Origin of the sequence: Paraburkholderia pallida (genome assembly GCF_004524855.1) — a bacterium.
GTDB lineage: Bacteria > Pseudomonadota > Gammaproteobacteria > Burkholderiales > Burkholderiaceae > Paraburkholderia > Paraburkholderia oxyphila.
On record NZ_CP038149.1, the window covers coordinates 210,226 to 229,696 of the forward strand.

Sequence of the window (19,471 nt, forward strand, 5' to 3'; positions counted from 1 at the left end):
GCGAGCGCGTCAAAGTCACGGCTTCGAGAACACGAAATCGCAGCGCCGCGCCGTGAGTCGCGACCCCGTGCCGGACGTGGCGTCGAAGTGCGCCTTGACCTCATACGAATACGGCGTGAGCCGGTCCACATGCCCCACGGCGAAGTTGGGCGCGCCGCTCAGGCCATTTGCGCGCAGGCTCGCATTGCCGTCCGGGCCGATCGTGCCGTCGAGCACGAGCCAGCCTGCCTCATGCTCCCTGCCGTGCTCGCCGTGCAGCGCGCTGTCCTTCACCTGTGCGGGGAACTGGTAGTTGTAGCTGTAGGCGCCATCGGGCGTGGGCGGGCAGGTGAGGGAGACGGCCCAGTCCCCGTCGAAGGCGCCCGCACCCATCGCGGCCGTGGCCAGGAGGCCTGCTGCCGCCGCGCTGCCCCTGGCGAAGCGGGTGGCATGTCGTATCCGCATGGCCGGTCCTCCTGCGCGAAATGTGTTGCTAGATCCACTATCGCGCCACGAGATGCGGCGCTTGAACCTGTCCGGATACACGTCGGCACCAAGGTCCGTGCGCGCCGGCACGGCCGGCGCTCGCAGTCAGTTCGGCCAACATAGCCCCGGCGAGTCTCAACTGAGCAGCCTGCGCGTTCTCGCGCCGATAAGCAAGCGGGGGCGCGCCCCGAATCTGCAGAACATTGGGCGCGCAGGCTCGCGAGGCACCGATATCGGCAAAGCTGGCGGGTTCGGTGGCCGGAGCGGAGGGCGGCACCACGACGGCTTTGAGCTTGCGCCTGGCTTACATGTGCGGGCTGCGTCCCGGTGGTATCGCAGGCGTCCTTGCCCCGAAAATTCCTCTCCAAAAACGCTATTGAACTCCTGTTTAATATTCCCTATACTCCGTGGCGTGCGCTATTGAACGAACATACAATTGCATCAGGCGCATCGCTATCACAAGAAAAGTCCTGCGTGGATGGCGTGATCTGCATTGTTTTTGGGTATCACGAAGACACACGCAGGGCATTGCTGCCTGCCGGCGCGAGGCGTATCGAAACCTCACAAAACGAGGCTTTGCTTGACGGAGCGGAACGGTTGGCCTTGATCCAGGGCTATCCCGCACTTTATTGAACGGTCATCAAATAGTAGAGTGCGTTCCGGGTGGTGCGTGCAGTCGGCAATCAGGCATGAGTCAGACAGATCGAGCAACCTAAACTTTGGAGGGGATGCTGTGAGACGCATGAAGGCGGTTATACCGATGGTGATTGCGGCACTTGCCTTGGGGCAGGGGGCTGCGGCGAGCGCCACTACGCTGAACGTTCTGAACTGGTCAGACTATATCGGCAAGGACACGATCTCGAACTTCCAGAAGTCCACGGGCGTGAATGTCCGCTACGACGCACTCGATAGCGACGACACGCTGCAGGCGAAGCTGCTGAGCGGTCATACCGGATACGATGTGGTGTATCCGACACTGACCTACATGACCAACCAGATCGAAGCCGGCGTGTATGAGAAGCTCGATTGGTCGAAGATTCCCAACCGCGCGAACCTCGACCCCGAGTTGATGAAGAAGATCGCGAAAATGGACCCGGGCAATCGATACGGAATTCCCTATGCGTGGGGGACCGAGGGCATCTCGATCAACCTGCAGCAGGCGGGCGCCGCGCTCGGCAAGGATGCCGACGTGAACGCGCTGGGCTGGAATCTGCTGTTCAATCCGGAGGTGGTCAGCAAGCTCAGCAAATGCGGCGTCTCGATCGTGGATTCGCCGGCCGACGTATTCCCGATTGTCCTCGCCTACATGGGGCGAAATCCCAACAGCAAGAATCCCGGCGACTATCGCGATGCCTACAATGTGCTCAAGAAAATCCGCCCATACGTGACGCAGTTCAGCTCCACCTACATCAATGATGTGGCGGGCGGCGATGTCTGCGTCGCCTATAGCTGGTCGGGCGACGCAGGCATGATCAAGCGCCGGGTGAGGGAGGCGCACCGCAGCTTCCAGATCGAGTATCTGGTGCCCAAGGGCGGCGGCGGGGTCTGGTTCACGATGATGGCGATCCCGAAGGATGCGGAGAACAAGGACGACGCCTATAAGTGGCTGAACTTCATGCTCGACCCGAAGGTGTCGGCGGGATTCACCAACGATACGACCTATATCACGGCCGACGCCGCTGCGCGCGGCATGATCGATCCGGCGGTCGCGCAGGATACGTCCATCTATCCAACCAGCGAGCAGTTGAAGTCGTACTTCGTGCTCGAGCCGATCGACCCGGATATCCGGCGCACGATGAATGCGCTGTGGCTGCAGTTCAAGGCCAACCGCTGATTGCAGGCGCAGGCCCGGCCCTATAATGACGCTCATTGCCAGACAACGGAGAGTAAGGCGCGATGACAACGGCAAATGTCCGCAAAAGGCCCGGGACAGCGGCAAAACCGACAGGACGCGTGCGCAGTCGCGAGGACCCGGAAGTGCGGCGCAAGTCGCTGATCCAGGCGACCATGCGCTCCATCGCGAAGTACGGCTACTCCGGCACGACGGTGGACAGCATATGCGCGGAGGCCCAAGTCTCGAGAGGGATGATCAACCATCACTTCACGAGCAAGGACGAGTTGTTGCGCCAGTCGTATAAGGAGTTGTGCGACGAGTGGGCTTTCCACACGCAGCAAATGGTCATGAGCACCTATAGCGATCCCGAGGAGCGCTTGCGTGCGCTGATCCGGGTCAGCTTCGGCCCCACGCTGTTCAAGCCGGACTATCTGGGCATCTGGGTGGGTTACTGGAGTGTGATTGGCAAGTCGCCGGCGCTCAGGCGCTTGCACCGCGAGACCTACAACTACGACCGGGAGCTGTACCAGAAGCTGTTCGAGGAGGCCGGCAAGCAGCGTGGGCGCGAAATCAACGCGCGGCGCGCAACGATTTTGCTGATCGGCGTGATCGACGGACTGTGGCTGGAGTGGGGGCTCGATCCGAAAGGATTCACCCCGAAGGAGGCCGAGGATGCCTGTCTCGACTTCCTCTCGATGATGCTGGCGTAACCGGGGCGGGCGGCGGGTGTCGGTGTGCCGCCTTTTTCCGGCGCGCGTTATTGGATGAATGTTTGTTCAACATAAGCAGGGTGCGGGCGTGCTCGCGGCGCCGACTGGAGATGGCACGATGTTCAATATTCCTAATGAGATGAGGTTATGAATAACGCACTGGAAAGAGCGGCATGGTCTGATCTCGGGGCGCCTGGGCAGCATCAGGCTCTCGAGGACGCAACGGCCATGGGTCGCACCGCGCGCAAGCCCGACTCGGGTTTTGTCGAGATCGTCGGCATCGTGAAGCAGTTCGGCGCCACAACGGCCGTCGACCATGTGAGCCTGTCGATCGGCAAGGGCGAGCTGTTCGCCTTGCTGGGCAGCTCGGGATGCGGGAAGTCTACGCTGCTGAGGATGATGGCCGGCCTCGAAACGCCGACGTCGGGGCGCATCCTGGTGGAGGGCGTCGATCTGGCGACGGTGCCCGCACATCGCCGGCCGACCAACATGATGTTCCAGTCCTATGCGCTGTTTCCCCATATGAACGTGGAGGCGAACGTCGCGTATGGCCTGAAGCAGGAGCGGGTGCCGCGAGCTGAGATTCGCGAGCGCGTGAGCGAGGCGCTCGAACTGGTGCAGATGTCCGCCTACGGGTCGCGCAAGCCGCACCAGCTTTCCGGCGGGCAGCAGCAGCGTGTCGCGCTGGCGCGCAGCCTGATCAAGCGTCCGAAGCTGCTCCTGCTCGACGAGCCGATGTCGGCGCTGGACAAGAAGATTCGTCAGCGGACCCAGTTCGAGCTCGGCAACATTCTGCAGAAGGTGGGCGTGACTTGCGTGATGGTGACGCACGATCAGGAGGAAGCCATGACGATGGCCGATCGCATCGCGGTGATGAACCGCGGCCGCATCATGCAGATCGGCGCGCCCGAAGATGTCTATGAGTCGCCGAACTGCAAGTTCTCCGCTGACTTCATCGGCTCGACGAATTTGTTCGACGGCGTGCTCCTCGAGCAAGGGGAGGACCGGATCGAATGCGCCGACCTGGATGCACAGATCCGCCTGCGCGCGCCGTTGAACGGAAGGCGCGGGATGACCTGCCATGTGTCGATCCGCCCCGAGCGCGTGAACCTCGAATTCACGCCGCCAAACCTCGGCTACAACGTCACCGAGGGGACGGTGGAGGAGTGTGCGTACATGGGCAGCTACACGCTGTTCTACGTGCGCCTGCGCAGCGGCAGGCTGCTCATGGTCAACATGTCCCGCATGACGCTCAGGCAGTTCGCGCACCCGCCCGGGTACGGCGAGCCCGTCTATCTGTCGTGGGACGCGGACAGCGTGGTGGTGCTGGAATCATGATGACCCGCGCCCTTAGCCTGCCGCGCCGCTTCATGCCTTCGGGGCGCAGCGTGGTCATCGCGATTCCGTACGCGTTTCTGCTGCTGTTTTTCATGGTGCCGTTCTTCGCGGTCCTGAAGATCAGCTTCGCGGATCTGCGCATGGCGATGCCGCCGTATTCGCCGCTTGCCCAGTGGGTCGACGGCGTGCTGCAGATCCGGCTGAACTTCGCGCACTATCGCGACGTGCTGATCAACGGCCTGTATATCGACGCCTATCTCCAGTCGGTGCAGGTGGCCTTTATTTCGACGCTGCTGTGTCTGCTCATCGGCTATCCGACTGCCTGGTTGATCGCACGCTCGAATCCGGCCCGGCGAAACGTCCTGATGGTGGGCATCATGCTGCCGTTCTGGACCTCGTACCTGATCCGCATCTATGCATGGATCGGCATCCTGAAGGAAAAAGGACTGCTCAATGATTTCCTGCTCTGGGCGCATCTGGTCGATCGGCCGCTGAGGCTCTATCACAGCGACTGGGGGCTCTATATCGGCATGGTGTACTCGTACCTGCCGTATCTGATCCTGCCGCTCTATGCGCACCTGGTGAAGATGGACATGCGTTTGATCGAGGCTGCACGCGATCTTGGCGCCAGGCCCTGGAAAGTATTCGTGACCGTGACCTTGCCGCTCTCCGCAGGCGGCATCATCGCCGGCTGCCTGCTGGTGTTCATCCCGGCGGTGGGCGAGTACGTGATTCCCGAACTGCTGGGCGGCGCCGATTCGCTGATGATCGGCCGCGTCATGTGGGATGACTTTTTCAACAACACGGACTGGCCCGTCGCGGCAGCGGCCGCCTGCGCAATGGTCGTGCTGCTGCTCGTGCCGATGGCGTGGTTCCAGCGTATTCAGGCGAGGGAGGGCAAAACCTCATGAACATCATGCGACGGATCCTGCCGGGAGCATTCCTCGCGCTGGTTTTCCTTTTTCTGTACGTGCCGATCGTGAGCGTCGTGTTCTATTCGTTCAATGCGTCGAAGCTCGTCACCGTATGGACCGGTTTCTCACTGCGCTGGTACTACGCGCTGACGCAGGACGCGGAGCTGCTGAACGCTGCGGCCGCGAGCCTGAAGATCGCGGCGGCCACGGCTTGCGCGTCGGTCGTGATCGGCACGTGGGCCGGCTTCGTGCTCTCCGATTTCGGCCGGTTTCGCGGGTTCACGCTGTTTGCCGCGATGACGAACGCACCGCTCGTGTTGCCCGAGGTTATCCAGGGCATCTCGCTGCTGCTGCTGTTTATCGGCCTGCAACAGTTGTTCGGCTGGTCGGGCGGGCGCGGGATGGTGACGATCTGGATCGGCCACGTGATGCTGTGCCTGTCCTACGTCTCGATCACCGTGCAGTCCCGGCTCGCGAAGATGGACCGCTCGCTCACGGAGGCGGCGCGGGATCTCGGGGCGCCGCCATGGCGGGTGTTCTTCGACGTGACACTGCCGTTGATCGCCCAGGCCCTGCTCTCTGGCTGGCTGCTGTCGTTCACGATCTCGATGGACGACATCATCATGTCCGCGTTCTTGTCCGGCCCCGGCTCGACCTTGCTGCCGCTCGTCGTGCTGTCGCGCGTGAGGCTCGGTCTGAACCCGGAGATCAATGCTATGGGCACGATCGTCATCATGTTCGTGAGCGTCGTGGTGGTGCTCAACAACACTTTCATGCTCCGGCGTGCGCGCAGACGCGATGCCGAAGTCAGCCGCGCGCTGGCCGCGCCGGCACAGGAAGAGCTGACGCCCGTGCGTGTGGCGCAGGCGGCATGACCGGGCACGCTGTTGAAATCAATGGAGGAAAGATGAAAGCCTTGAAGAATCTGGAGCAGATCCGCAAGCAGGACAACGAATCATGGCTGCACCCATGGGAGTCGATGACGGACGTGGGCGCGGCAAACCGGACGGTGGTGCAGCGTGCCGAGGGCATCCACGTGTACGACGAAAAAGGCAACCGCCTGATCGACGGCCCCGGCGGGATGTGGTGCATGCAGATCGGGTATGGCCGGCAGGAGATGGCCGACGCGATCGCGCAACAGATCATGCAGGTGCCCTACATGAACCCGTTCTCGCTCACGAGCGAGCCGTCCGCCAGGCTCGCGGCCAAGCTCGCGGAGCTCGCGCCGGGGGACCTCAATCATGTGTTTCTGACGACGGGCGGCTCCACCGCGGTCGACACCGCGCTGCGTTTCGTCCACTTCTATAACAACGTGAAGGGGCGGCCGAACAAGAAGCACATCATTTCGCGCGCCTCCGCGTATCACGGCAGCACCTACCTGTGCTCGCTCGTCACCGGCAAGGATCGCGACCGCAACTGGTTCGACATCGGCTCGCCCACGGTCCACTTCCTGCCGTCGGTGAACCCGTCGCGCCGCCCGGCGGGGATGAGCGTCGAAGCATTCGCCGACGAAAAGGTTCGCGATCTCGAACAGAAGATTCTGGAGCTGGGTGCGGAGAATGTCGGCGCGTTTATCGCGGAGCCCATTCAGTCGTCGGGCGGCGTGATCGTGCCGCCGAACGGATACTTGCGCCGCTGCTGGGAGCTCTGCCGCAAGTACGAAGTGCTCTACATCTCGGACGAGGTCGTCACCGGCTTCGGGCGTCTCGGCCACTGGTTTGCGTCGAAAGACGTGTTCGGCATCGAGCCGGACCTCATCACCAGCGCGAAGGGGCTCACGTCCGGCTATCTGCCGCTGGGTGCCTGCCTGATCTCGGATCGCGTCTTTGCCGAAGTGTCCGGCAGACGGGCGCGCGGCGCGACCTTCGGGCATGGCTTCACCTACTCGGGTCATCCGGTGTGCAGCGTCGCTGCGCTGAAGAGCATTGAGATCATCGAGCGCGAAGGCATTCTCGAGCACGTACGCGAGCTCGGGCCGTACTTCCAGTCGCGGCTCCAGGAGCTGCGTGACATCCCCATCGTTTTCGATGTGCGGGGCATGGGGCTCGTCGGCTGCGTCGAGTGCAGCGTGAAGAGCATCGCGGAAGACTCGCTGGCGTTCGACAGCGACCTCGGCGCGCGCATCGACCGGCATTGCCACGAGCTGGGGCTCATGGTGCGTCCTATCGTCAATCAATGCGTGTTCTCGCCTCCGCTCGTGATAACGAAGCAGGAAGTCGACCAGATGATGGACGCCTTGCGCGAAGGCATCGTGCGGACCATGCACGACATCGAGCAGGAACTCGGCATCACGATCGCTTGAGGCTGCATCCGCAGCATCGATGCGCCCCGCCTGGCGATAGCAGGCAGGGGCGCAGCTTCGCCTGCCAGTGGCGGACGTTTGTTTCCACGCAGTGCAATCCATCGCCTTTATTGAATAAATAGATAACCGATATTCAGCGCGTTGCCGGAGCGGGCGGCTACGCGCTGGCGGTTGGCGACATGACTAACGAGGAGAACGAGGATGAAGAGACGACTTATTTGCATGGCGGTGGCGGCCTGTCTACCAGGGTTGGCGATGGCCGATGCCACGGACGCGCAGATCAAGGCGCTGCAGGCGCAGGTGGCGGCGTTGCAGAAGTCGATGGCCAAAATGCAGGAGGCAATGACGGCGCAAACGCGCAGCGTGTCCACCAGTGGCACGAAGCCGGAAGTGGCCGCGCAGGCGGCGACGCCCGCGCTGTCGCCTGACGATGGCGCCGCGCCGGCCACGCTGACGAACGACGAGGTCGCGAAGATCAAGCAGCAACTGGCCAGCCAGCGGCTGAAGGTGGACACGCTCGTCGATGCCTCAAACACTGGCCCGCTCGCGGGCCTCTCGATCACGGGCTATATCGACCCGAGCTACATCTATAACCGGGCGGCAAACACTTCATCGTTCCTGTTTGCTAACCACGAAAGTTCGTACAACTACTTTAATAGCACGTTCGGCGATGTGTATCTCGACATCAAGAAGACCTTCGGTGTCGGCCCGATGGCGCCTTCGGCCGAAATCACGCTCATGCCCAACCGCGGCAATGGGATCACGCTGCTCACGAACGAGCACGGCTCGCTGGCCGACGACATCCTGAATACCGCCGTCGTCACCGTGCCGGTGACGGCGACCGGCACGTTCGTCGCGGGTCTCATGACGAGCTTTGGTGGCTACGAGGTGCAGCAGTCGAACCAGATGCTCACGCTCACGCACAACCTGCTCTACGACTTCTCGGATCCGGGCAGCTACGTGGGCGTGGGCTGGAACTACTCGCCCGACGCCAGCCAGTGGGCCTTCAAGTTCATGGTCGGCAACGAGCAGTACCGCACCTATGGCTCCGTCACGCAAACGGGCACGAACGCGCTGGGCGACCCGATCACGACGAGCAACAAGATCCCGACCTTCACGGCACGCGCCGACTACACGTGGTCGAGCGCACTCGATATCGGCGGATCGTTCAACGTGGGCCGCCAGACGCTGTCGAGCGCGACCGACCCCACCACGGGCCAGGTCGTCTACGGTCCGGGCGGCCAGGCCACGAGCTCGGGCGGCTACTTCTTCTTCGGCGAAATGGATGCGACCTACACGCTCGCGGACATCCAGTACAACGCCGAGCTCGACTACGGCCAGCAGCAGCGCGCCGCGTTCAACGGCGGCAACGCGCAATGGTACGGCCTCTCGCTGCTCGCGCACCGCAAGTTCAACGCGCCGGTGGTGGGCCGCATGGGCGTGACCGCGCGTTACGACGTGCTCGCCAACGGCAAGAACGGTGGCGGCGGTGGCGGCGTCGTGCTCAACGGCAATGGCATGGACCCGTACAACGGCTTCGGCATTGGTTCGGATTGCCTCGCGAACTCGAAGGCCGACGGCGGCTACGGCTTCGAATGCCACGGCGCGACGCGTCAGGACTTGGCGCTCGATCTGCTGTTCTATCCGACGCAGCAGATCACCGTGAAGGTCGAATATCGCCACGACTGGGCCACGCAGAGGGTGTTCCTGCGCGACGACGGCTCGTATGGCAAGAGCAACGATCTGCTCGCCGCGCAGTTCGTCTACTCGTTCTAGCAGGCACGGCTGATGGATGGGCGACACCCTGGCTCGCCCTGGCGCACCTGCTCCGGCCTGAGGCGTGCCAACGGCGAGTCAGGATTCACGTTGATGGCGTTGAAAATCGGGGAGAGCCGGCTATAACGACTGAAAACATCAAAAATACAATAGTTTCCACTGTATGGCCTGCAATAGCATTGGCCCCCAAGAACAATGGACGCAGCACCGCATCGCGACGTGCTGTCTTCGGGAGCCCAAACGAATGTCGACGGTGCCGGACGGCCCGATACGCCTTCGCGGCTCCGGACGCTACGGGGATCAATCAAGATGGCTCAAACCCGCATTATTACCCGGCTCTCAGCCGGTTTCGGCGTTGTGCTCACGATGCTCGTCGCCCTGTCCGTGGTCGGCATGGCCAGCATGACGAGCATACGCAGCAAGCTCGACGATATCGTGCTTGTCCATGACGCCGAGACGATGCGCGCGACGAACCTGCGCGGCGCGGTGAGCGGTATCGCCATTGCCATCCGCAACATGGCTGTGATGACCAATGAACAGGATGTCGAAGCGGAACAATCGGCAATCAAGGCGCAGGAAGTTTCCTATGCGGAAAACTATCGCGCGCTGGGTCGTCTGTTCGACACCTCGCCGCTGACCACCGCAAAGGAGCGCAGCCTCTTTGCCGCGCTGCGTGACGAAGAGGCTCAGACCATGCCGCTCGTCGAGAAGGAAGCGATGAACTGGGCGCTCGCCAACGACCAGGATGCCGCGCTCAAGGTGCTCGTGAACGAAGTGCGGCCAAAGCAGGTCGCATGGCTGGCCACGCTGGACCAGTTGCTCGCGCTCGAGCAGGGCCGCGCGCATGATGCGGCGGATGCCGCGGCCGCGACGTGGTCGCGCCTTGCGCTCGTCACCGTGGCTGCTGTGCTCGCGGCGCTCTGCGTGGGCGTGGCCGCTGCGATCCTGATCACGCGCAGCATATTGCGGCAGCTCGGCGGCGATCCCGGTGAGGCGCAGCGTCTCGCCAGCGAAATAGCGGGCGGAAATCTCGCGGTGGCGGTGGTGCTCCGGCCGAACGACAATCGCAGTCTGATGGCCTCGCTCGAAACGATGCGCTTGCAGCTCATGTCGATTGTCGGACAGATCAAGACCTCGACGGAATCGATCGCGGTGCGCGCGGGCGAGATTGCGACCGGCAACCGGGATCTCTCACAGCGCACCGAAGAGCAGGCTGCATCGCTCCAGCAGGCGGCGGCCAGCATGACCGAGCTGACCGCTGCCGTGACGCAAAACTCGGACGACGCGGCGCACGCCAGCACCATCGCCAGCGCGGCTTCTGAAGCGGCGGGCAGGGGCGGCGAGCTGGTCGGGCGTGTGATCTCGACCATGGAGGACATTGCGGGCAGCTCAACGCGTGTTGCGGAGATCATCGGCGTGATCGAGGGCATTGCGTTTCAGACCAATATTCTCGCGCTCAATGCAGCCGTGGAAGCGGCGCGTGCCGGAGCCGAAGGACGTGGGTTCGCCGTGGTGGCGGGCGAAGTGCGCACGCTGGCCCAGCGTACCGCGCACGCGGCGAAAGAGGTCAAAGCGCTGGTCGGAGAATCGGCGGGGCACGTCGAGGCGGGGTCCCGCCTCGTGGCGGATGCGGGTGAGCGCATCTCCGGACTCGTGCGCTCGGTGCATGAGTTCACGGGCATCATGAGCAATATCGCAACGGCATGCGCCGCGCAGAAGAGCGATATCGAACAAGTCAATCGCGCCGTGGCGGAAATGGATGAGACGACGCAGCGCAACGCGGCGCTCGTCGAGCAGGTTGCTGGCGCCGCGCAAACGCTAGCCGGTGGGGCCGCGGGCCTGCGCGAGGCGGTGGCGGTGTTCAACGTCGCCGGCGCGCGCAGCGAAGCGCGGCACGAAGTCATTGGCGGCGAGGCGCATATCGCCTTGCGAGTAGCCGGTGCAACGGCGTTGTCACGTTGACGGAGTGGAGCAGCATGGAAGTTTGCAAGTCGCGCACTGGCTTTGACCGCGCTCGACATGAACTTGCGTGACGATCCTCACCGATTCGTCTCGCGGGTCAGAGATCAATCCCGCTCGAGCGCCGCAATCGTGGATCGTTCCAGACGTGAGGGGGCCGGCGCCGAGCAAGTGCGGCTATGAGGCCTCAAGGAGGGGGGGCTGGACATGCGCGGCTTGTCACCGTTGATGCAGATGGCAGCTTGCCGATGGGCCACCGCCCTATGGTCCGGCGAATGAAAACCGGACAGCACCGCACAGGCTGCTGTCCGTTGGCCCATCTTCAGAACGAGTAGATGAACTGCGCGCCCAGCAGGTCGTTGCTCTTGCTGTACGAGCCGTCGTCGCGCAGGAACACCTTCTGCGTGGCCCAGTCGTGACGATATTCAACCTTCACGGTGACCTGCTGCGTCGGATAGAACAGCAGATCGAGGGCTACGTCCTGACGCGTTGCGCCGTTGCATTCGAAGCCATGACCGCCGTTGGCCTGCGAAGTCGCCAGGCACTCCGAACCGACGCCGAAGCCGTTGTACGGATCCATGCCGTTGCCGTTGAGCGCGATGCCGCCACCGCCACCACCGTTCTTGCCGTTGGCGAGCACGTCGTAGCGCGCGGTCACGCCCATGCGGCCCACCACCGGTGCGTTGAACTTGCGGTGCGCGAGCAGCGAGAGACCGTACCACTGCGCATTGCCGCCGTTGAACGCGGCGCGCTGCTGCTGGCCGTAGTCGAGCTCGGCGTTGTACTGGATGTCCGCGAGCGTGTAGGTCGCGTCCATTTCGCCGAAGAAGAAGTAGCCGCCCGAGCTCGTGGCCTGGCCGCCCGGACCGTAGACGAACTGGCCGGTCGTCGGATCCTGCGCGCTCGACAGCGTCTGGCGGCCCACGTTGAACGAACCACCGATATCGAGTGCGCTCGACCACGTGTAGTCGGCGCGCGCCGTGAAGGTCGGGATCTTGTTGCTCGTCGTGATGGGGTCGCCCAGCGCGTTCGTGCCCGTCTGCGTGACCGCGCCGTAGGTACGGTACTGCTCGTTGCCGACCATGAACTTGAAGGCCCACTGGCTGCTGTCGGGCGAGTAGTTCCAGCCCACGCCCACATAGCTGCCCGGATCCGAGAAGTCGTAGAGCAGGTTGTGCGTGAGGGTGAGCATCTGGTTCGACTGCTGCACCTCATAGCCGCCGAAGCTCGGCATGAGACCCGCCACGAACGTGCCCGTGGCGGTCACGGGCACCGTGATGACCGCCGTGTTCAGGATGTTGTCGCCGATGTCGCCGTGCTCGTTGGCCAGCAGCGTGATGCCGTTGCCCCGGTTGGGCATGAGCGTGATTTCGGCCGAAGGCGCCATCGGGCCGACACCGAAGGTCTTCTTGATGTCGAGGTAGAGGTCGCCGAACGTGCTGTTAAAGTAGTTATACGAACTTTCGTGGTTCGCGAACAGGAACGACGAGGTGCCGGGTGCGCGGTTGTAGATATAGGTCGGGTCGATATAGCCCGTGACCGAGAGGCCCGCAATCGGGCCGGTGTTGGCCGCGTCGGAGAGCGAGTCCACCTTCAGCTGCTGGCCCGCGATCTGCTGCTTCATCGCGTCGACTTCGTCGTTGGTCAGGTGAGCAGGCTGCTTGCCGTAGTCGGGCGAGGACATGTCCACTTCCTGCGCAGGCGCCGCCGCGGCAACCGTGGCACCCGTGCCGCTTGCGCTCTTCGCCGTTGCCTTCGCGCCCGTGTTCGACGTGGCAAGCTCGTTCTTGAGCGATTTCACCTCTTTTTGCAGCGCGTTGAGCTGCTGCTGCAGGGCCTTGATCTGATCGCTGGTCGAGTCCGCAAAAGCGAGCCCCGGCAGTGCCCCGGCCACCAGCAGGCAGATTAACTTCTTCCTCATTGAGTTGTCTCTTCCAGTCATTGTTGCAAAAGCCCCTGGACGGGGCAGGTCGTCCTCAGGTCGCCGTGCCACGCCCGAAGGAGCGGGTAGCTGTCGGCGCAATGGCACCCACGGGTGTGTCAGCCGGACCGGGCTGCACGAAGGCCATCTGCATGTCGCGCGCGCGCTTGCGTTCGCGGGCCGACATGATGAAGTTGGCCGCGATCACGCCAATCGTCACCGCGCTGATGAAGAGGGTGGCCAGTGCATTCATCTCCGGATTCAGACCGAGACGCACACGCGAGAACACCACGAGCGGCAGCGTCGTCGAGCCCGGGCCCGAGAGGAACGCGGAGAGCACGAGGTCGTCGATCGAAAGCGTGAACGAGAGCAGCCAGCCTGAGATGAGGGCCTGCGAGATCAGCGGCAGCGTGATCACGAAGAACACCTTGAAGGGCGTGGCGCCCAGATCGAGCGCGGCCTCTTCGAGCGACTTGTTCAGCTCCTTCACGCGCGACTGCACGATGATCGCTACGTACGAGACGCACAGCATCACGTGACCGATCCACATGGTCAGCACGCCACGGCCCTTCGGCCAGCCGAGGAACTGCTCCATCGCGACGAACAGCAGCAGCAGCGAGATGCCCTGGATGACTTCAGGAATCACGAGCGGCGCGTTGATCATGCCCGCGAACAGCGCGAAGCCCCGGAAGCGGCCCATGCGCGCGAGCACATAGCCGGCCCACGTGCCGATTGCAATCGACGCGAACGCCGTCATCAGGCCGATCTTCAGCGAGAGCCAGGCGGCGGTGAGGAGCTCGTCGTCCTGCAGCAGCGCGGCGTACCACTTCAGCGAGAAGCCCGACCAGACGGTCACGAGCTTCGATTCGTTGAACGAATACACCACGAGGCTGATGATCGGGATGTAGAGGAACAGGAAGCCGAGCGTGAGCACGCCCGTGGACAGGGTGCGGTTGGGCTTGATCATTTGCGGTCCTCCATTTCCTTGACCTGGTAGTGCTGGAAGAGGGCCATCGGCACGAGCAGCAGCACCACCATCGCGACCGTCACGGCCGATGCCATCGGCCAGTCCATGTTGTTGAAGAACTCGTCCCACATCACGCGGCCGATCATGAGCGTGTCCGCGCCGCCGAGCAACTCGGGAATCACGTACTCGCCCACCGCCGGGATGAACACGAGCAGGCTGCCGGCGATGATCCCGTTCTTCGAGAGCGGCAGCGTGATGCGCGTGAAGGCGACCCAGGGCTTGGCGCCCAGGTCATAGGCGGCTTCCAGCAGCGTGAGGTCCATCTTCACGAGGTGCGCGTAGAGCGGCATCACCATGAAGGGCAGGTACGAATAGACCATGCCGATATAGACGCCCGCGTCGCTGTGATAGAGGCGCAGCGGCGAGTGGATCAGGCCGATGGCGATGAGCGCGTGATTCAGCAGGCCGTCGTCCTTGAGGATGCCGATCCACGCGTAGACGCGGATCAGGAACGAGGTCCAGAACGGCAGCATCACGGCCATCATCAGTACGTTGCGCGTGGCGGGGTTCGAGCGCGCGATGTAGTAGGCGATGGGGTAGCCGATCAGCAGACAGAAGAAGGTGGAGACCGCGGCCATCTTCAGCGAGCTGATATAGGTGGCGACGTAGAGGCTGTCCTGCAGCAGGAACACGTAGTGGCCGAGCTGCAGCGCCAGGTGCACCATGCCGTCCTTCATCTCGACGAGGTTCGAGTAGGGCGGCACGGCCATCATCTGGTCGGCGAAGCTGATCTTGAGCACGAGCACGAACGGCACGGCAAAGAACAGCGTGAGCCACAGGAACGGAATCCCGATGACGGTGGTGCGGCCCGAAGGCACGAAGCGCGAGAGGAAGCGTGCGAAGGTGCCGCGCGAGGCGCGGCCATCGGAGGCGGCCGTGGTGGAAGGCAAAGAAGCACTCATGTCGGCATCTCCCTTATTGCGTGAGCACGACGCCGCTGGCGGGCGACCACGAGACATAGACGTCGTCGTTCCAGGCCGGCGCGCCCTCGTTCATGAGGTGCGAGCTGGAAAGGTTCGAGACGACCACCTTGCCGCCGGGCAGGCGCACGTGATAGAGCGAGTAGCTGCCCATGTAGGCCACGTCCTTGACCACGCCGCGTGCCCAGTTGTACGGCGCCGCGGGCTTCTCGCGCGTGACGTGCATGCGTTCGGGGCGCACGGAGATGCCCACCGGCATGCCGAGCGGCCCGGTGATGCCGTGGCTCACGTACATGCGCGTTTCGAGGTCCTCACTTTCGACGAAGATGTGATCGGGTTCGTCCTGGACCACTCGGCCTTCGAAAAGGTTGGTCGAGCCGATGAACTCGGCGGAGAAGCGGCTGTTGGGGAATTCGTAGACGCCGCTGGGCGAGCCGATCTGCACGATGCGGCCTTCGCTCATGACGGCGAGGCGGCTTGCCATCGTCATCGCCTCTTCCTGATCGTGCGTGACCATTACGCACGTGACATCGACCTTCTCGATGATGTTCACGAGTTCGAGCTGGGTCTTCTGGCGGATCTTCTTGTCGAGCGCGGACATCGGCTCGTCGAGGAGCAGCAGCTTGGGACGCTTGACGAGCGAGCGGGCAAGCGCGACGCGCTGCTGCTGGCCGCCCGAGAGCTGGTGCGGCTTGCGCTTGGCGTAGCGGCCCATCTGCACGAGGTTCAGCGCGTCGGCCACGCGCTCCTTGATCTCGTTCTTCGGCACGCCTTCCTGCTTGAGGCCGAACGCGACGTTCGATTCCACGCTCATGTGCGGGAAGAGCGCGTACGACTGGAACATCATGTTGACGGGGCGGCGATACGGGGGGAGCGTCGCGAGGTCTTCGCCATCGACGAAGATCTTGCCCGAGGTGGCGGTCTCGAAGCCGGCAAGCATGCGCAGCAGCGTGGACTTGCCGCAACCCGAGCTGCCAAGCAGTGCGAACAGTTCGTTCTTCGCGATGTTCAGGCTCACGTTGTTCACGGCGATACTGTCGCCGAACTTCTTGACGACGTTCTCGATGCGGACGAATTCGTCCCGGGACGGGGCGGCCGGCGAGCGCACGGCCTGTTGGGCATTGACTGAAGGCGTCGTTTTCATGATGTGACCATTCCTGCCTTACGGGGTTCAGGCGCAAGCAGTCCCACACGAAGCGCGCGGAGCGACTCGTGGAAGCGGGTCTTTCGACCGGAACTCAAAGGGGGCTGCCTGATTCGGGTTGTTACCGCGCCACGCGACCAGACGTCAAAACTGCGCGTGGTGTGCGGAGAGGTTTCGATCGAACCCTCGTCCGCGATGTCTCCTTTGTCTCGTCTTCAGGTTGATCAGTGCCCGGTCTTGAGCTGTGCCCAGAGGCGGTTTTCAAGGCGCTGGATCTCGAGCGGCTGAGACCGCAGCAACGTCATTTTCTTGATGGTCTCGTCGGACGGATAGATGTTCGGGTCCTGGGTGACCAGTGGCGTCACGAGCGGACGTGCGGCGGCGTTGGCGGTGGGATAGAACACTTCGTTCGTGATCTGCGCGTTGACCTTCGGGTCCTCGATGTAGTTGATCCACTTCATCGCCGCTTGCGGGTGCGGTGCGTCCTTCGGCACGGCCATCATGTCGAACCACAGCACGCCGCCTTCCTTCACGTTCGAGAACCGGATCGAATACGAACGCTTCGATTCTTCCGCGCGGCGGCGAGCGATGCCGGTGTCGCCCGAGTACGCAACGGCTACGCAGACGTCGTTGTTTGCCAGATCATTGATGTAGCCAGACGAATTGAACTGCGTGATGTACGGCCTGATCTTCTTCAGGACGTCGAACGCGTCCTGGTAGTCGGCCGGATTCGTGCTGTTCGGGTCCTTGTGCATGTACTGCAGGGTCGCTGCGAATACGTCGGCCGGCTGGTCGAGGAACGACACTCCGCATCCTTTGAGCTTCGAGAGATATTGCGGATCGAACACGAGCGCCCAGCTATCCACGGGTGCCTTGTCACCGAGTGCCTTCTTTACCGCCTGCTCGTTATAGGCGATGCCGTCGATACCATAAGCCCAGGGCACGCCGTATTGGTTGCCCGGGTCGGTATCCGCGATCATTTTCATGAGCGTGGGGTTGAGGTTCTTCAGATTGGGAATCTGCGACTTGTCGAGCTTCTGGTACACACCCGCCTGGATCTGCTTGGCCATGTAGTTCGATGACGGCACGACGATGTCGTAGCCCGAACTGCCCGCGAGCAGCTTGGCCTGGAGCGTGTCGTCGCTGTCGTAGTTATCGTACTTGACGTGCGTTCCCGTCTCTTTTTCGAAGTTCGGGATCGTATCCTTTGCGATGTAGTCGGACCAGTTATAGACGTTCAAGACACTGTCGGCGGCTTGCGCAGACTGGCTCGAAGTCACTGAAAAGCTCGCGGCCAGAGCAGTCGCGGCCACGGCGGTCGCGCGTCGAAGATGATAAAGATTCATGTGGGTTTTCCCTGGGAATAATGTTCGGACGGAGCACCGCCGCAGGCACGCGCTAGATGCCACCGCCCATTGAGTACGTGTGTAGCGAAACAGCCGCCGGTCAGGCCGCGAATGAAGGCGCCGATTGCGGCAATCGCTTTTTCAGTGTGATCGTGAACGCGCTCAGCCGGACTGGTGCGGGGAAGCGGCTGGGGGCCGAGCGGCCGGAGGTGTCGAGCCCGCCAGGCCGTTGGCCGGACAATCCAATGGATCTCGCGTGTTGCGATCGGCCAGGAAGAAGTTCGGAGTCGAATGTCTCGACTCGCGCAAAGCTGCGTGCAACCATTGTCTCCATCTCCTTCGGAACACCGTGTCTGTGCATGTCACGCGGCACGGCGTCGAATTCTTTTCGTGTTGCAGCACTCTATTGCAGATCCAAGGTCGTAAATATACGAAGTTCGAGACGTTCACATCGCTGCCGAGCAATGTAAGCTATTGTTCATGTTATGAATTTTCAATGGACTGCATCGTGGCGCTCGCGATCCTGATACCCGCTAATCCTGGCTCCGCGCCATCGCCCCTTTCGCGTTGGGTCTTGCCGCTGCTCATTACATGAGGCGAGCTGCTCTCGCAAGCTGGGATTGCCCAACTGGAATCGGAAATTATTTTCGATTAGGCTCAGACTCCGCCCGGGCGGTTGCCGAATCGGCTCGACCGCAAGGCGACATTGAGTGCCACCGCGTCAGGCCGGGCGAGCTGCGCAGCTCATGCGCCGGCACGTGGCGCCGCGATCCAGGCAACCCGATTACGCATGCACCTTCCTTCCACCACAGCGTTGAAAGCACTCGACGCTATCGCAAGACACGGCTCCATCTCCCGGGCAGCGGCTGAGCTCTACCTGACAAGAAGTGCGGTGAGCCATCAAATCGACAGTCTCGAGCGAAGTCTCGGCTTCGCCGTGCTGGAAAAGGTGGGCCGCGGCATCGCGCTCACGTATCGCGGCGAGCGCTATATGCTCGAGGCGCGCCGGGCCTTGTCGATACTCGAAGAGGCGGCGCGGCGCAATGCCAACGGCGCCGTCGCGGGGCGGCTGCGCGTGAGCTGCATGGCTGGCTTTGCGGTCTATTGGCTGTGCCAGCATTTGAGCGCGTTTCATCGCGCCTATCCCGACGTGGAGCTGAGCATTGCCACGCCCCAGAAGGGCGACGAGGTGAACGCGCGCGACGCCGACCTGTTCGTGACCTACGGCACCGGGAAATGGCCGGGCTTCACCGTCGAGCCGATCACGTCGCTGTCGTTTTTCCCCGTCTGCAGCCCAACCTTGCTCAACGCGCGCGGCAGCCGCTTGAGGCCCGAGGATCTCGCCGACACGCTGCTGCTGCACATGAGCAATCACGACGACTGGCTGCTGTGGCTCGCCGGCGCGGGCTTGCAGGCGATCGACGGCCGCCGTGGCATCGTTTTCTCCGATGCGCCGTTCGCCCAGCAAGCCGCCATTTCCGGGCAGGGCATCGCGATCGGCGACACGCTGCTGAGCGGCGACGCGCTCGCGCGCGGCCTGCTGGTGCGGCCCTTCGACGTCGCGATCGAGTCGCAGCGCGGCTACTACCTCGTATGCACACCGGAGCGCGCCGAGCGCCCCGACGTACGTGCGTTCAGCGACTGGCTGCACGGCGAACTGGGCGCTTCGCTGCGCTCGTGGGCCGCGCCCGTACGCCACCATCCCTAGCGCTTCGCGCATCTCCCCGGCAGCGTCGTTCCCCATTGCCGATAGGGCAGAAATTTCGAGGGTATTACCGGATCGACCGGGGCTTCGGGGTGCGTTAACGCCTAGAA

16 protein-coding genes are annotated in these 19,471 nt (G+C 62.9%); 10 read left to right on the plus strand and 6 right to left on the minus strand.

The genetic code is table 11. The annotated features are described in order from the left end of the window. Nucleotides 1–15 precede the first annotated feature (15 nt). Nucleotides 16–444, minus strand: a complete 429-nt coding sequence (locus tag E1956_RS16310) for a hypothetical protein (RefSeq protein ID WP_134750999.1) — start codon at nucleotides 442–444, stop codon at nucleotides 16–18. Between the two features lie 366 nt (nucleotides 445–810). Here E1956_RS16310 and E1956_RS16315 point away from each other — a divergent pair, with 366 nt between their 5' ends. The 9 genes from E1956_RS16315 (at nucleotide 811) to E1956_RS16355 (ending at nucleotide 11,301) form a co-directional block, all read left to right on the plus strand. After that, nucleotides 811–1,098, plus strand: coding sequence for a hypothetical protein (locus E1956_RS16315; RefSeq protein WP_134751001.1), 288 nt, complete (start codon nucleotides 811–813; stop codon nucleotides 1,096–1,098). A gap of 109 nt (nucleotides 1,099–1,207) precedes the next feature. After that, entirely contained in the window at nucleotides 1,208–2,299 is a 1,092-nt protein-coding gene (locus E1956_RS16320) for an extracellular solute-binding protein (RefSeq protein WP_134754478.1), read from the plus strand. A gap of 119 nt (nucleotides 2,300–2,418) precedes the next feature. Further along, nucleotides 2,419–3,009 carry a transcriptional regulator BetI gene (betI, locus tag E1956_RS16325; RefSeq protein ID WP_167760044.1) on the plus strand — a complete coding sequence of 197 codons (591 nt, stop codon included), beginning with the start codon at nucleotides 2,419–2,421 and terminating at the stop codon, nucleotides 3,007–3,009. 228 nt (nucleotides 3,010–3,237) lie between these two features. Continuing rightward, nucleotides 3,238–4,347: an ABC transporter ATP-binding protein gene (locus E1956_RS16330; protein ID WP_134751005.1), complete on the plus strand. Its 1,110-nt coding sequence runs from the start codon at nucleotides 3,238–3,240 to the stop codon at nucleotides 4,345–4,347. Beyond that, entirely contained in the window at nucleotides 4,344–5,258 is a 915-nt protein-coding gene (locus E1956_RS16335; protein ID WP_197732881.1) for an ABC transporter permease subunit, read from the plus strand. The genes E1956_RS16330 and E1956_RS16335 overlap by 4 nt, the downstream gene beginning before the upstream one ends. Beyond that, nucleotides 5,255–6,136: an ABC transporter permease subunit gene (locus E1956_RS16340; RefSeq protein WP_134751007.1), complete on the plus strand. Its 882-nt coding sequence runs from the start codon at nucleotides 5,255–5,257 to the stop codon at nucleotides 6,134–6,136. The genes E1956_RS16335 and E1956_RS16340 overlap by 4 nt, the downstream gene beginning before the upstream one ends. 32 nt (nucleotides 6,137–6,168) lie before the next feature. Further along, nucleotides 6,169–7,563, plus strand: coding sequence for an aminotransferase (locus E1956_RS16345; protein WP_134751009.1), 1,395 nt, complete (start codon nucleotides 6,169–6,171; stop codon nucleotides 7,561–7,563). 201 nt (nucleotides 7,564–7,764) lie between these two features. Further along, complete coding sequence (locus E1956_RS16350; protein WP_134751011.1) at nucleotides 7,765–9,339, plus strand: DUF3138 family protein; 1,575 nt, start codon at nucleotides 7,765–7,767, stop codon at nucleotides 9,337–9,339. Between the two features lie 309 nt (nucleotides 9,340–9,648). Continuing rightward, nucleotides 9,649–11,301, plus strand: a complete 1,653-nt coding sequence (locus E1956_RS16355; protein ID WP_167760045.1) for a methyl-accepting chemotaxis protein — start codon at nucleotides 9,649–9,651, stop codon at nucleotides 11,299–11,301. A 319-nt stretch (nucleotides 11,302–11,620) separates the two neighbouring features. On the opposite strand, the gene E1956_RS16360 is transcribed toward E1956_RS16355, so the two are convergent. The 5 genes from E1956_RS16360 to E1956_RS16380 form a co-directional block, all read right to left on the minus strand. Beyond that, a complete protein-coding gene (locus tag E1956_RS16360) occupies nucleotides 11,621–13,219 on the minus strand; it encodes a DUF3138 family protein (protein ID WP_134751016.1) in 1,599 nt (532 codons plus the stop codon). Nucleotides 13,220–13,274: 55 nt separating this feature from the next. Continuing rightward, nucleotides 13,275–14,186 carry an ABC transporter permease subunit gene (locus E1956_RS16365; protein WP_134751018.1) on the minus strand — a complete coding sequence of 304 codons (912 nt, stop codon included), beginning with the start codon at nucleotides 14,184–14,186 and terminating at the stop codon, nucleotides 13,275–13,277. After that, nucleotides 14,183–15,148: an ABC transporter permease subunit gene (locus E1956_RS16370; RefSeq protein ID WP_134751020.1), complete on the minus strand. Its 966-nt coding sequence runs from the start codon at nucleotides 15,146–15,148 to the stop codon at nucleotides 14,183–14,185. The genes E1956_RS16365 and E1956_RS16370 overlap by 4 nt, the downstream gene beginning before the upstream one ends. A 13-nt stretch (nucleotides 15,149–15,161) precedes the next feature. Continuing rightward, nucleotides 15,162–16,310 carry an ABC transporter ATP-binding protein gene (locus E1956_RS16375; protein WP_134751022.1) on the minus strand — a complete coding sequence of 383 codons (1,149 nt, stop codon included), beginning with the start codon at nucleotides 16,308–16,310 and terminating at the stop codon, nucleotides 15,162–15,164. A gap of 224 nt (nucleotides 16,311–16,534) precedes the next feature. Next, entirely contained in the window at nucleotides 16,535–17,656 is a 1,122-nt protein-coding gene (locus E1956_RS16380; RefSeq protein ID WP_134751024.1) for a polyamine ABC transporter substrate-binding protein, read from the minus strand. 790 nt (nucleotides 17,657–18,446) lie between these two features. On the opposite strand from E1956_RS16380, the gene E1956_RS16385 reads away from it, so the two are divergent. Beyond that, nucleotides 18,447–19,364 (plus strand): LysR substrate-binding domain-containing protein, encoded by a 918-nt coding sequence (locus tag E1956_RS16385; RefSeq protein ID WP_134751026.1) that lies wholly within the window; start codon nucleotides 18,447–18,449, stop codon nucleotides 19,362–19,364. The last annotated feature ends 107 nt before the right edge of the window (nucleotides 19,365–19,471 follow it).

What these genes read in the sequence shown, in the direction of transcription:
- E1956_RS16310 (WP_134750999.1), bottom strand. Translation starts at nt 444, where the DNA reads ATGCGGATACGACATGCCACCCGCTTCGCCAGGGGCAGCGCGGCGGCA.
- E1956_RS16385 (WP_134751026.1), top strand. Translation starts at nt 18,447, where the DNA reads ATGCACCTTCCTTCCACCACAGCGTTGAAAGCACTCGACGCTATCGCA.
- E1956_RS16330 (WP_134751005.1), top strand. Translation starts at nt 3,238, where the DNA reads ATGGGTCGCACCGCGCGCAAGCCCGACTCGGGTTTTGTCGAGATCGTC.
- E1956_RS16360 (WP_134751016.1), bottom strand. Translation starts at nt 13,219, where the DNA reads ATGAGGAAGAAGTTAATCTGCCTGCTGGTGGCCGGGGCACTGCCGGGG.
- E1956_RS16355 (WP_167760045.1), top strand. Translation starts at nt 9,649, where the DNA reads ATGGCTCAAACCCGCATTATTACCCGGCTCTCAGCCGGTTTCGGCGTT.
- E1956_RS16340 (WP_134751007.1), top strand. Translation starts at nt 5,255, where the DNA reads ATGAACATCATGCGACGGATCCTGCCGGGAGCATTCCTCGCGCTGGTT.
- E1956_RS16320 (WP_134754478.1), top strand. Translation starts at nt 1,208, where the DNA reads ATGAAGGCGGTTATACCGATGGTGATTGCGGCACTTGCCTTGGGGCAG.
- E1956_RS16350 (WP_134751011.1), top strand. Translation starts at nt 7,765, where the DNA reads ATGAAGAGACGACTTATTTGCATGGCGGTGGCGGCCTGTCTACCAGGG.
- E1956_RS16375 (WP_134751022.1), bottom strand. Translation starts at nt 16,310, where the DNA reads ATGAAAACGACGCCTTCAGTCAATGCCCAACAGGCCGTGCGCTCGCCG.
- E1956_RS16365 (WP_134751018.1), bottom strand. Translation starts at nt 14,186, where the DNA reads ATGATCAAGCCCAACCGCACCCTGTCCACGGGCGTGCTCACGCTCGGC.
- E1956_RS16345 (WP_134751009.1), top strand. Translation starts at nt 6,169, where the DNA reads ATGAAAGCCTTGAAGAATCTGGAGCAGATCCGCAAGCAGGACAACGAA.
- E1956_RS16370 (WP_134751020.1), bottom strand. Translation starts at nt 15,148, where the DNA reads ATGAGTGCTTCTTTGCCTTCCACCACGGCCGCCTCCGATGGCCGCGCC.
- E1956_RS16335 (WP_197732881.1), top strand. Translation starts at nt 4,344, where the DNA reads ATGATGACCCGCGCCCTTAGCCTGCCGCGCCGCTTCATGCCTTCGGGG.
- E1956_RS16380 (WP_134751024.1), bottom strand. Translation starts at nt 17,656, where the DNA reads ATGAATCTTTATCATCTTCGACGCGCGACCGCCGTGGCCGCGACTGCT.